11 protein-coding genes are annotated in these 13468 nt (G+C 35.4%); 3 read left to right on the top strand and 8 right to left on the bottom strand.

What is annotated here, in order from left to right:
* Window positions 1-5 precede the first annotated feature (5 nt).
* Window positions 6-1298, bottom strand: a complete 1293-nt coding sequence (gene lysA, locus ABG79_RS03430; RefSeq protein ID WP_057977160.1) for a diaminopimelate decarboxylase — start codon at window positions 1296-1298, stop codon at window positions 6-8.
* 102 nt (window positions 1299-1400) lie between these two features.
* Window positions 1401-2906, bottom strand: coding sequence for a diguanylate cyclase domain-containing protein (locus ABG79_RS03425; RefSeq protein ID WP_057977158.1), 1506 nt, complete (start codon window positions 2904-2906; stop codon window positions 1401-1403).
* Window positions 2907-3042: 136 nt separating this feature from the next.
* On the opposite strand from ABG79_RS03425, the gene ABG79_RS03420 reads away from it, so the two are divergent.
* Window positions 3043-3243 carry a hypothetical protein gene (locus tag ABG79_RS03420; RefSeq protein ID WP_057977156.1) on the top strand — a complete coding sequence of 67 codons (201 nt, stop codon included), beginning with the start codon at window positions 3043-3045 and terminating at the stop codon, window positions 3241-3243.
* A gap of 163 nt (window positions 3244-3406) precedes the next feature.
* Window positions 3407-6931: a pyruvate:ferredoxin (flavodoxin) oxidoreductase gene (gene nifJ, locus ABG79_RS03415; protein WP_057977154.1), complete on the top strand. Its 3525-nt coding sequence runs from the start codon at window positions 3407-3409 to the stop codon at window positions 6929-6931.
* A 25-nt stretch (window positions 6932-6956) separates the two neighbouring features.
* On the opposite strand, the gene ABG79_RS12220 is transcribed toward nifJ, so the two are convergent.
* Window positions 6957-7124, bottom strand: coding sequence for a CDIF630_02480 family spore surface protein (locus ABG79_RS12220; RefSeq protein WP_083490319.1), 168 nt, complete (start codon window positions 7122-7124; stop codon window positions 6957-6959).
* A gap of 115 nt (window positions 7125-7239) precedes the next feature.
* Between ABG79_RS12220 and ABG79_RS03410 the strand changes: the two genes are divergently transcribed.
* On the top strand, window positions 7240-7431 hold the full coding sequence (locus ABG79_RS03410; protein ID WP_057977152.1) for a DUF378 domain-containing protein: 192 nt from the start codon (window positions 7240-7242) through the stop codon (window positions 7429-7431).
* 46 nt (window positions 7432-7477) lie between these two features.
* Here the strand turns inward: ABG79_RS03410 and ABG79_RS03405 are convergent, their stop codons facing one another.
* The 5 genes from ABG79_RS03405 to ABG79_RS03385 form a co-directional block, all read right to left on the bottom strand.
* Complete coding sequence (locus ABG79_RS03405; RefSeq protein ID WP_057977151.1) at window positions 7478-9442, bottom strand: N-acetylmuramoyl-L-alanine amidase; 1965 nt, start codon at window positions 9440-9442, stop codon at window positions 7478-7480.
* A gap of 151 nt (window positions 9443-9593) precedes the next feature.
* Window positions 9594-11021, bottom strand: coding sequence for a type I glutamate--ammonia ligase (gene glnA / locus ABG79_RS03400; protein WP_057977149.1), 1428 nt, complete (start codon window positions 11019-11021; stop codon window positions 9594-9596).
* A gap of 291 nt (window positions 11022-11312) precedes the next feature.
* Window positions 11313-12332, bottom strand: coding sequence for an alpha-hydroxy-acid oxidizing protein (locus ABG79_RS03395; protein WP_057977147.1), 1020 nt, complete (start codon window positions 12330-12332; stop codon window positions 11313-11315).
* 14 nt (window positions 12333-12346) lie between these two features.
* On the bottom strand, window positions 12347-12886 hold the full coding sequence (gene yfcE / locus ABG79_RS03390) for a phosphodiesterase (RefSeq protein ID WP_057977145.1): 540 nt from the start codon (window positions 12884-12886) through the stop codon (window positions 12347-12349).
* Between the two features lie 4 nt (window positions 12887-12890).
* Window positions 12891-13400: a GNAT family N-acetyltransferase gene (locus ABG79_RS03385; protein ID WP_057977143.1), complete on the bottom strand. Its 510-nt coding sequence runs from the start codon at window positions 13398-13400 to the stop codon at window positions 12891-12893.
* Window positions 13401-13468: the final 68 nt, after the last annotated feature.

The following is a 13468-nucleotide window of genomic DNA, read 5'->3' as shown; positions in this document are numbered from 1 at the left end:
TAACTTCAAACATCATTTCTTATTATATCCTCATAGGTTTCACGTCTTACAATAAGGCGGTGCTCGCCGTTGTTTACCAAAACAACAGCTGGTCTTGGAAGCCTATTATAATTGCTTGCCATGGAATAATTATAGGCACCTGTGCTTAAAACCACAAGTATATCTCCACTTTCAACCTTCGGAAGCATAATGTCTTTTATGAGTATATCTCCGGATTCACAGCATTTGCCTGAAATAGTTACTAACTCTTCCTCCAACTGAGTAATTTTATTTGCAATTAGGGCAAGGTATTTAGCCCCATAAAGCGGCGGTCTTGGATTGTCCGCCATGCCTCCATCTATGCTTATATATTTTCTTATATTAGGTATTTCCTTAATTGCTCCTATAGTGTATATAGTAAACCCAGCCTCGCCAACTATCCATCTTCCTGGTTCTATTATTACAACTGGTCTTTTTAAGTTTAGTCTGCTAAATTCCTTAATAACTGTCAAATTAATATCATCAGTGAAATAATTAATAAGTTTTCTTGAATCATCTTCGGTATAAAATATACCAAATCCTCCTCCAACGTTTATTTCGTCAATTTCATAATTAAATTCATCTTTTATATTCTTTATAAATTCAGCAAGCACTTTAACCTCTGTAATATAAATATCCTTTTGGTGAAGCTGCGAACCTATGTGTGCATGTATTCCCTTTAAATTCAAGAATGGGCTCTCAAGAACGTTCTTTACTGCATTTAGCGCCGCACCGTCATAAAGAGTAAATCCAAACTTTGAATCAACCTGCCCTGTTTTTATATAGTCGTGTGTATGCCCATCAATCCCTGGATTAACTCTGATTTGAATATCTATAGTCTTGTTCTTATGATTTAATATTTTATTTAAATTTTCGATTTCGAAGAAATTGTCAATAACAATTCGTCCAACTCCAAAATCAATTGCCATTTCAAGCTCTGATAATGATTTGTTATTGCCATGGAAAATTACTCTATCCATTGGAAAATCTACGGATTTAGCAGTGTATAGTTCCCCTCCAGATACAACATCAAGCCCTAATCCTTCCCTGTTTATTATTCTGCACATTTCCTTGTTTAAGAATGCCTTGCTTGCGTAAACTGCTCTGCCGCTGTATTTATCCATATGATTTTGCTTTATTTCTCTGCATCTTCTTATTATTTCAACCTCATCAACTACATACAAAGGCGTTCCATAGTTTTTTGCAAGCTTAACAGCATCGACATTTGAAATCGTTAAATTTCCTTTTTCATTTATAGCAAGCGAATTATACCCAAACATGTTGTCCTCCTTGTAAAATATTTTATGAATAATAATACATAATTTTTTATAATTTTTCAAGTATAAATTTAGGACGGCCTCAAAGTTGAGAACCGTCCCCAATCATATTTTAATACTATTGCCTCCGTCAGCCTTTGCCTCATACATGAGTTTGTCTGCCTTTTTGATAAGTTCTTCAATATTGCTTCCGTTTTCAGGATAGCTGCTAACTCCTATGCTTAAACTCGGGATTATTATTTTTCCGCTGAATTCAATAGGTTCGTTTAATACCGATAGCATTGCCTTCCCTCGTGCCATTATTTCATCCTTTTCATAATCACCAGTTAAAATTATTATAAATTCATCTCCACCTATTCTGGCAGGGACGTCGTCTTTTTGTAAAATATTTCTGATTCTTTTAGTAGTTTCAATTAGAATAATATCCCCGGCTTCATGACCAAAGCTGTCGTTTATATGTTTAAACTTGTCAAAATCAAGATATAGTAGCGCAAATTTTCTATCTTCATTAATCAGCTCTTCTATCTTATCAAGCAAAAATTTTCTATTATAAAAACCCGTTAAATAATCATGCGTTCCGTAATATTTAACTTTTTCCTCAGCCCTTTTCCTCTGCTCTATTTCTTCAAGCAGCCTGTTGTTTAAATTTGTAAGGTCAGAATTGTTTCTTAAGAGCTCATCGTTATTAAACATCAAATTATCGTTGGAACTTTTAAGTTTTTCATTTAATCTCGTCAATTCTTCTGTTTTTTCTTCAACAAGCCTCTTTAACTTTAAATTGTTATGTTTTAGTAGCAGTATAGTTATCAAAGCAATTGAAAGTGATGCAGCGAATAATATTATAAATCTGATAAATATTAGTTTTTTGTCAAAATAGTTTTCACCAAACCACTTAAAATATAGTGTATTATATAGACCATCTTTTCTTACTTTTCTCAATGTGCTATTTATTTCTTTTAATAATTCTTTGTTCCCCTTTTTAACTGCTATACAATAATCCAATGTTAACACAGGCTTCCCTACAATTTTTATTTTATCCTGCAAATCATATTTTTGAATCATGTATAGTCCAGCAAGCTTTTGACCTATAAATACATCTGCATAACCATTCTTCAAAAGATAAATTGCCTCTTTTTGTGTATCCTCTCTTATAACAAAAGCTCCATTTAATAGATGGCTGTATTCATCCATTGAACCTTTTTTTTGAATAACCACTCTTTTTTGTTTCAAATCCTTCAGGGATTTGATTTCATTTTCATCACTTCTTACAAACATAACCTGTTCATTAGTCAATATTGGATCAGAAAAATCATATTTTTTCATTCTTTCTTTTGTCTTTGTCATTCCTTGTATTGCGTCTACCTCTCCATCTTCAAGTGATTTTAACGCTTCATTCCATCTCAAAGGTATGAATTTAACCGAAGTTTCAGAATTAAGCTCAATAGCCTTCATAATATCAACATTAAAACCAACATAATTCCCCACTTCATCTATATATTCAAATGGGGGAAGATTGTAATCTCCGGCTACTTTTATCACTCTGTGGTCAGCTCTAACATTGCTAAATATCATTAAAAACTGCAAAATCAAAAGGAATGCAATTCTTATCAATTAAATTACCCCGCAATCAAGAATATTTAATTAATTATATCAATTACTATTATATCGTGTCAAATTTAATCGAATTTTGCTGTATATATAATTGCATTTTTCAAAAAATATTATTAGTCATTGTGGAGGTGATTCAATGAAAGATAACAACCCTGATCTGAAAAACCCTATATCTATACTTCCAGAAGACAAATACATCAATGTTTTATACGACCAAAATTCAAGAGCAATAATACCAAAGGAGTTAAGTCAGATGTCGGAGCTTGGTCCTATAGGATTTGCTTTGATGAATATGGGGAAAAGACCTTTGACAGAGGATATTGACAAACGTTATTAACCTAACTAAATAATGTCAAAAATTAAATAAAAATTATGAAAATAATCCATAATTATCTTTTAAAAATTATTTTCCTTTGCTATAATATAAGAAAATATAATATTGAATAATAAAAATTATTATGTCTAAACTAAAATTTAGATAAGAAAAAGGAGGTCGAATTATGCCAAGAAAAACTCAAACTATGGACGGCAATACCGCTGCCGCTTATATATCCTATGCCTTTACTGAAGTTGCAGCAATATACCCTATTACTCCATCTTCAACTATGGCAGAACTTGTAGATGAGTGGTCAGCGAAGGGCAAAACAAATATCTTTGGTCAAAGGGTGAGAGTCGTTGAAATGCAGTCAGAAGCAGGTGCAGCTGGTGCAGTTCACGGTTCGCTTCAAGGTGGTGCATTGACTACTACATATACCGCTTCACAGGGATTACTTCTTATGATTCCTAATATGTATAAGATAGCCGGAGAGCTTCTCCCTGGTGTATTCCATGTAAGCGCAAGAGCTATAGCTGCTCATGCTCTATCAATATTCGGTGACCACCAGGATGTTATGGCGGCAAGACAAACTGGATTTGCATTGCTTGCTTCATCAAATCCACAGGAAGTTATTGACCTTGGTGCTGTTGCTCACCTTACAGCAATTAAATCAAGAGTTCCATTCCTTCATTTCTTTGATGGATTTAGAACTTCACACGAAGTTAAGAGAGTTGAACTTCTTGAATACGAAGAACTTGAAAAACTAATTGACAAGGAAGCATTAAAGCAATTTAGAAATAGAGCGCTAAATCCAGAACACCCAGTTACAAGGGGAACTGCTCAAAACCCAGACATCTACTTCCAAGGAAGAGAAGCTGCTAATAAATATTATGAGGCTGTTCCAGACCTTGTAAACGATTATATGAAGGAAATAAACAAGTTAACAGGAAGAGATTACAAGCCATTTAACTACTATGGACATCCACAGGCTGAAAATATAATAATTGCTATGGGTTCTGTTACTGATACAATAGAAGAAGTTGTTGACAATTTAAATTCAAGCGGAGAAAAGGTTGGTGTTCTAAAGGTTCATCTATACAGACCATTCTCAGCTAAATACTTCTTTGATGTATTGCCAAAGACAGTTAAGAGAATAGCTGTTCTTGACAGAACTAAAGAGCCAGGTTCACTTGGCGAACCATTATATCTTGACGTTGTTAAATTGTTCTACAACGAAGAACAAAAGCCATTGATAATCGGTGGAAGATATGGACTTGGTTCAAAGGATACAACACCAGCACAGATACTTGCTGTTTTTGAAAACTTAAGAGCTGATAATCCAAAGAACAACTTCACAATAGGTATAGTTGATGATGTAACTCATACATCACTTCCTGTTGGAGAAGACGTTGATACAACTCCTAAGGGAACAATCAGCTGCAAGTTCTTTGGTCTTGGTTCCGACGGAACAGTTGGTGCTAATAAGCAGGCTATAAAGATTATTGGTGACCATACTAATCTTTATGTTCAAGCTTACTTCTCATACGACAGTAAAAAATCCGGTGGTTCAACTGTATCCCACTTAAGATTTGGCAAGGAGCCAATTAAGGCTCCATACTTAGTAAACACTGCAGATTATATAGCATGCCACAATAGTTCCTATGTATATCAATTCGATTTACTAAAGGGACTTAAAAAAGGCGGAACATTTGTGTTAAACTGCCCATGGAGCGTTGAAGAGTTACACGAAAAATTGCCAGCATTTATGAGAAGATATATAGCACAGAACAACATCAATTTCTATATAGTTGATGCAGTTAAGATTGCTCAGAGCATAGGACTTGGCGGAAGAATAAACATGGTTATGCAATCAGTGTTCTTCAAGTTATCAAATGTTATTCCAATAGAAGATGCTATTAAATACCTCAAGGAATCAATAGAAAAGACTTATGGTAAGAAGGGTGCGAACATCGTTGAAATGAACCATAAGGCAGTTGACCTTGGAATTGAAAATATAGTTAAGGTTGATGTCCCAGCAGATTGGGCAAATGCTTCAGATGAAAAAGTTGAAACTAAGGATGAACCAGACTTTATAAAGAATGTATTAAGGCCAATGTCAAGGCTTGAAGGTGACAACCTTCCAGTTAGCACATTTGTTGGTGCTGAGGACGGAACATTCCCTAACGGTTCAACTGCATATGAAAAGCGTGGTATAGCTGTAATGGTGCCAGAATGGCAAATAGATAAATGTATACAATGTAATCAATGTTCAATGGTATGTCCACATGCCGTTATCAGACCTTTGCTTCTCGATGCTGAAGAAGTTAAGAGAGCTCCTGAAACATTTAAGACAAAGCAAGCAATGGGTAAGGGATTTGAAAATCTTCAATACAGAATTCAAATTAGCCCATACGACTGCACAGGCTGCGGCAACTGTGCTGATATATGTCCAGCCCCAGGAAAGGCTCTTATTATGAGACCTGCTGAAGAACAATTTGAAAAGGAATCAGCAAATTGGGAATTTGGAACTACAGTTACTTATAAGGATAACCTAATGGATAAGAAGACTTTAAAGGGCAGCCAGTTTGCACAACCATTATTCGAATTCTCAGGTGCATGCCCAGGTTGCGGAGAAACTCCATACGTCAAGTTAATAACTCAGCTATTTGGAGATAGAATGATTATAGCAAACGCTACAGGATGTTCATCAATCTACGGTGGAAGCGCTCCATCAACTCCATATACAAAGAATGCGCTTGGTAAAGGACCTGCTTGGGCTAACTCACTATTCGAGGACAACGCTGAATATGGCTTTGGTATAGCAATGGCTTACGCTCAAACAAGGGATAAGATTGCTGAATTGATGCAGCAGGCATTGAACGAAAATATTGCCGAACCTTTCAAGGGCGCATTCGAGGAATGGCTAAAGTCTAAGAACAATGGAGAACTTTCAAAGGTTGCTGCTAACAAAGTAAAACAAGCGTTTGAAGAAGCAAGCTTTAAGGGAAATACAGTTCTTGAAGAGATTTACGATAGAAAAGACTATCTTGTTAAACCATCTATATGGATACTTGGAGGAGACGGATGGGCATACGACATCGGATTTGGCGGACTTGACCATGTAATAGCTCAGGGTGTAGATGTAAATATACTTGTTCTTGACACAGAAGTTTATTCAAATACTGGAGGTCAATCTTCAAAATCAACTCCAACGGCTGCTGTTGCTAAATTCGCTGCTGCTGGAAAGAATATTAGAAAGAAGGACCTCGGCATGATTGCAATGAGCTATGGTTATGTTTACACTGCACAGGTTGCACTCGGTGCAAACATGAACCAGACTATGAAGGCATTTACGGAAGCTGAAAACTATAACGGACCTTCATTGATTATTGCTTACTCACCATGTATTAACCATGGTATTAAGACAGGTATGGGAACAACAATTAATCAAGAAAAGAAGGCTGTTGAGGCTGGATACTGGCATCTATACAGATACAATCCAGAACTTAAGGAACAAGGCAAGAATCCGTTTACACTCGACTCAAAGGAACCAACTGCAAGCTTCAAGGACTTCTTAATGGGAGAAATAAGATATGCTTCGTTAATAAACGCATTCCCAGAAAGGGCAAACGAGCTGTTTGAAGTTGCAGAAAAGAATGCAAAGGAAAGATACGAAAACTACAAAAGGCTTGCATCGTATCAATATTAATAAAAAATAATCCCCAGTTTGGGGATTATTTTTTATTTTCTTCTACATATTCTTTAGCATTTTCAACATCAATAATGTCTGGAAAAGGAACATTAGATTCCGGCTTTGTTCCCTTTATATTCGCCCAGGCTGCAGTTTCGTGCTTTTCAACAGCCGGCCTTTTAAAAAATCCCTTTAGTTTATCCTTCCACATAGCTTTCCCTCCCTCAATAATAGTATTTGCAATTTTAATTTTGTTAAACAAATTAGTAATATTTTTAAACTTTCAATATTAAACATATAATAAGAAATTTAATGGAGGTTTTGCTATGAAAAGGCTTTACATGATAGCCTTTATACTTGTATTGATAGGTGCTATAAACTGGGGACTTGTAGGATTTTTGAAGTTTGACCTTGTAGCAGCACTTTTAGGGGCTGAAACACTGCTTTCAAGAATTGTTTATGCGCTTGTTGGCTTATCAGGGCTTTTTGTAATTTATCACGACCTTATTAAAAAATAAATCATCAATAAAACCCCATGATTTGTTATCATGGGGTTTTATTAAATCACCTTGCTAAAATAGAATTTATCTTGTCAATAGTTGCCTTTCCTACTATTCCTAAGGAAGGCAATTTGTTTGCCTTTTGAAATGCCTTCACTGCTGTTTCGGTTGCTGGCCCAAACTTTGTTGTAGGAGTGTTTATCTTCAAATAACCAAGTTTAATAAGTGCCCTTTGAAGTTCCTTTACATCTTCTCCTACTGCTCCCCTTTTAAGCGTTCTTGTGTATATTAATTTACCAATTTTTGTTTGGCTGTTGGTTGTGTTTCCCCTTGAAGGTGTTTGAGTATTTGAAGCCACCCTTGGAAGAAGTATATTTATCTTATCAATTGTAGCCCTTCCAACTATTCCTAAGGAAGGCAATTTATTTGCCTTTTGAAAGGCCTTCACCGCTGTTTCGGTTGCTGGCCCAAACTTTGTTGTAGGAGTAGTAATCTTCAGATAGCCAAGTTTAATAAGTGCCTTTTGAAGTTCCTTTACATCTTCTCCTACTGCTCCCCTTTTAAGCGTTCTTGTGTATTTAAGTAGGCTAATGGTATCTATAGGCTTAACTGGTTCTTCAATTTTACTCTCGCTAGGTTTAGTTTCAATCTTTTGGACACTAAAATTCAATTCCTTATAATCATCATATTCATTGCTGCTCAATTTATCCTTTATTTTAACAATTAGTTTATATTCTCCATCTTCTGTTGGCGTAAATTCAAAAATATTGCTGTCGCTCTTTTTACTCTGAATTAGTTTTTCCTCTTTAAAAATATCAAAAGTATATTCGCATCCTAATACCGAACCATTCAGCTTTTCAACATTTAGGCTTACCTTGTTCCCTACAATAGCTTTATCCGTAGTCAAAGAAATGTTCTTAATAGCAGCTGGTTGATATACGTTGATTTTCTTGCTTATAAATTTTTCATATTCATTATTTGAACCTTGATATTTTATATATAATATAGCTTCATATTCACCTTCTCTGTCAGGAACAAAGTTATATGTCAAATTATTGCTAAAACCGCTGTCGGACAAAATTTCTCCCATGCGTTTAATTTGTAATTTAAAATCATATAACTCAATGTTTGACATAGCACTTACCGTTATATCAACTGCTTGTCCTACAAACGCAAATTCTTTTGACAAATTAAAGTCAAAATCCTTAACCTGAGCAAATGCTAATCTTTTATTGTTATCATACTGTTCGTAGTATTTTAAAATTGACTCAACTACTTTAGTAGAAATGCTACTCTGCATAGTAGGGTCCAAAAGCTTTTGCCTTTCTTCTGGGTTTGTTATAAATCCAAGTTCAAGCAAAACCGATGGAGTGTTTGTGTATTTTGTTACGTAAAGATTTGAATCCTTTGCCCCTCTATTTTTAAAACCTAATGAAGCTAAATTGTTTACGATTGTTTCAGCAATTTTCTTGCTCTCTATTGCCTGCCATGGTGTTTTGCTGAGGATAATACTAACCTTGCTCTTTTCAAGTTTAACCTCCTGTCTGTCAACAATAAAATATACGTATTCAGCCCCATCGATTATTTCTTCCCTGACATATTGATATTTATTTCCTAAATACTCTACATATCTGTCATCTGTTATATATGGTCTTGATGTGCTGTAAAAAGTTTCAACACCGCTTACTGTGGTATTTGTATTTGCATTATTGTGTATGCTTATAAAAAGGTCTGGATTTATTGAGTTGGATTTGCTTGTTCTATCCTGAAGCGCAACGTATACATCCTCTTCAGGCAGTCTTGTAAACAACACCTCTGCCCCATAGGCTGTCAATAGTTCAGCTATTTTTCTTGCAAACGAATTATTTAAATCCTTTTCCCTAACATTTCCTGCAACCGCCCCCGGGTCGCTTCCTCCATGACCTGGGTCGATTACTATTTTTTTACCCGTCAAAACTCCAGCAAAAACTATATTTATATTAAAAGTAATGAGCAATATGACACTAACTATCCAAATTTTAAATTTCAATAGTCCCACCCCGATTAATTTATTTTGAAAAAAGATGTGAAGATAATTAGATTATACAATATTTTGACAACATATGATATATAAATTAGACGAAAAAGATAAAAAAATGTTTCAAGATTTTAAAAATCTTGAAACATTTTTTTGCTTTTATTTATACATCATAATACATTTGAAATTCCATTGGAGTCGGAACAGGGTTTATCTTAACCAGTTCTTTATTGTATTTATAATTTATCCAACTATCAATAAATTGCTTTGTAAATACTCCGCCCCTTAAAAGATATCCATAATCACCCTTTAATGCATCAAGTGCCTCATCAAGTGATTTTGGAAGTCCTTTAATTTTTTTCTTTTCTTCTTCTGAAAGGTCGTAAATGTTTACATCATAAGGCCCATATTCTTCCTTAACAGGGTCTATTTTATTAATTATACCATCTATTCCAGCCATCAATAGTGCTGAAAAGGCAAGGTATGGATTGCAGGTTCCATCGGATGACCTGAATTCAAATCTCTTCTTTTCAGGATTTTTAGCATATCCCGGTATCCTTATTACAGAGCTTCTGTTAGATGTAGCAAAGCAAATTGAAACAGGAGCCTCAAATCCTGGAACTAATCTTTTATATGAATTTGTGCTCGGGTTTGTAAATGCTAAAAGCGATGGCGCATGTTTTAGCACTCCACCTATGAAGAACATGGCTTCTTTGCTCAAACCTGAATATCCATTTTCATCAAAGAATATATTGTGTCCATCCTTTTTCAGGAGCATATGAACGTGCATTCCGCTTCCCGCTTCACCGTAAATAGGCTTTGGCATAAAAGTTGCTGTTTTTCCATGAAGCATCGCAGTATTTTTTATAACATATTTTGCAAGCAATGTTGCGTCAGCCATTTTAAGCATTTCGCCAAGTTCCACTTCTATCTCAACCTGAGCTGCTGAGCCTACTTCGTGGTGATGATATTTAACAGGAACACCCATCTCTTCAAGCCTTAAGCACATATCGCTTCGCAAATCGTTTGTGCTATCGTATGGAAGTCCTGCGTGGTATCCTCCCTGGAAACGAACTTTATAGCCTTGATTGTTTTCTGCGCTTGTATTCCAATGGGCCTCAAAACAATCTATATCTACTGCCTGTCTATTGCTATCAACATTATAGCTGATATGGTCAAACACATAAAATTCATATTCAGGCCCTACTATAAACTCATCGGCTATATTTGACTCCTTTAAGAATTTTTCAGCCTTTTCTGCAATATATCTTGGGTCTCCTTCAAATCTATCAAATTTTTTATTAATCTCATAAATATTTGCAATCATGCTTACAGTCGGAACTTCGCAGTATGGGTCGACAAATGCAGTTGTCAAATCAGGAATAAAAACCATGTCGCTGCTTTCGATGACAGCATAGCCATAGCTTGAACCATCAAATCCTATTCCATCAGTAAATACCTTTTCGCTTAGCCTTGAGGCAGGAATGGATAGGTGATTCCACTTTCCTGAAATAGTAACTATTTTGAAATCAATCATTTTGATTTCGTTCTCTTGAATAAATTCTTTCAAATCATCATATGTTTTGAACATAAAATTTCACCCCCATACCACAAGTATAATGCTAAAATTTCAAAATTTCAACAATTTTCTTAAAATTTTAGTTGTATAATGTATCTATCTCAAAAACTTTAAATATTAACCCCATGAATGATTTCCAAAGCTTTGCTCATTTCACCAATACACTTTAGCTTTTCTTTGTCTTCAAAAGCCTAAAGCTAAGTGTTGCTAAGGTTAATGAGGGGTGCCTTTTTAATTCATTCATGGGGCAAAAAATTAAATCTATTATATGAATTTATTTAAATATGGTAGGCAACAGATACCTTATTTATTAAATATTATCGACTCATTGATGCTTTTTAAATCGTTGCAGCCTGTTAAAATCATCGCCGATTTTAATTCGTTTGCTATTTTATCCACATAAAGCCTAACGCCTTCAGCACCGCCGCCAAAGGATGCAGTTACAAACGGTCTGCCAATTAATACGGCATCGGCGCCAAGCGCAAGCATCTTTAAAACATCGACACCGCTTCTAACTCCACCATCAGCTAATATCGTTATTTTGCCCTTAACTGCCTTTGCAATTTCAGGAAGAACTTCAGCAACACCAGGGGTGTGGTCCAATACTCTTCCTCCGTGGTTTGACACAACAATTGCAGAAGCGCCTGCTTCTACTGCAAGGTAAGCGTCTTCAACAGTCATTATTCCCTTTAATATGAATGGCAGTTTTGTGCTATTTACAAGCTCCTTTATTTCATCAAGAGTCTTTGGGCCTACTGGTTTTCCATGAAGAGCAAGGGTTATAAGCCCTGCTGCGTCTATATCAACACCTACTGCAAATACTCCTGCTTCTTCAGCCATTCTTATTTTATTTATTACATTCTTATTCTCCCATGGTTTAATTATAGCTATACCTTCGCCTCCTGCCTTGCTAAGCTCCTCAAGGTTAGTTGGAAGGAATGCGTCAACAGCAGTATCACCTACCATTGGATAAATGCCAGCATCAAGGCATCCTTTTATTACCCAGGAAATATATTCTCTTTCTGTAAACTTGCCACCCATATTTAGAGTTGTTCCTGAAACTGGAGCAGCAAGAACAGGAACTCTTAGTTTCTTGCCAAAAAGCTCAATTGAGGTGTCAGGATTCTTAGCATCATGTATAAGCCTCATGTTTAGCTTTACTTTTTTTAGCGACTCATAATTTTCAATGAAGGCTGAACCAGTAATACTTCCTCCCATTCCAGGAACTTCTCCTGCACAAACAACCCCATTGCACTCCCGGCAAACTCTGCAGCTTCCATTTAAGTTTTCTCGTGCTGTCTTTAGCATTTCTTTATAGTCCATTTTTTCTCCCCCTATCAAATTCTATGTGATTCTATTATTTGACCATTTTCTATGTTTATGAAATTAATTTGTCCATCCTCATAAATCGCTATGCTTGGTTGCCCATCTCCCTTTGGAATTGATACGCTGCCTGGATTTATATATGTAATTCCATTTATCTTCTCGAACTTTCTAACATGTGTATGCCCTGTAACTACTAAATTGGCATTATAGGACTTTGCTAAATTTTCAAGCCCTGCCTCGTCATGATTGTGTCCGTGTAAAGTTATTATTCTAATCCCGTCCTTTTCATAATATATAACTGGCATGAGTGAAAACCCTAAAACCATTTCATCCACTTCTGCATCGCAGTTTCCCTTTGCGATGAGTATTTTTGTATTTTTAATCTCATCCGCAAGTGGCAGTGGGTTGTATCCTTCCATAATAGGATTTCTTGGACCATGATATAATATATCACCAGCACATAAAATGGCGTCGGCATCCTTTAGGTATTTTAGAGCCATATTAAATTTTTCAGGATAACCGTGAATATCGCTTATAAACCCAATCTTCATAATATCACTCCCCTTTTATTTTGCTCATTATGATAATATTATGATACTTCCCATTTCTATAATACCTGTCTCTCAGCATTCCTTCAACTACAAATCCAAATTTATTATACAGCTCAATCGCAGTTTTATTTTCTTCAGATACTCTAAGGTGTATAAGATGCATGTTCATATCGTTGAAAATAAAATCAATAACTACGCTAAGCGCATCCTTTGCATAACCTTTCCCTCTGAAATTTTTATCATATATTGCAATTCCTATTTCACAATTTCTATATTCCCATTTTATATTGTCTATTATTATTAGCCCTATCGGCTTTCTGTCTTCATTTTCAATTATAAAAACTTTTTTATTATGCTCTTCTCCTTCAAGCGTAAAATTATCGCAGTATCTCTTGGAAATAGGATAAATAATATCAAGGTGTTCGTTTGTTTCTCTATCGTTGAGCCAAGCTGATAATATTCTGGCATCTTCCATTTCAATTGCTCTTATATAGGTTTTGTTTCCCTTTAACATCACAAGTCGGAATCCCGACCTTCACCCCGCTTTCCTTAAATATCAATTCATTATCTCAACTGGTAATT

Origin of the sequence: Caloramator mitchellensis, assembly GCF_001440545.1 — a bacterium.
Classification (GTDB): Bacteria; Bacillota; Clostridia; order Clostridiales; family Caloramatoraceae; genus Caloramator; species Caloramator mitchellensis.
The sequence above is the reverse complement of the archived record's forward strand: the minus strand, read 5'-3'. Positions and strand labels throughout refer to the sequence as shown.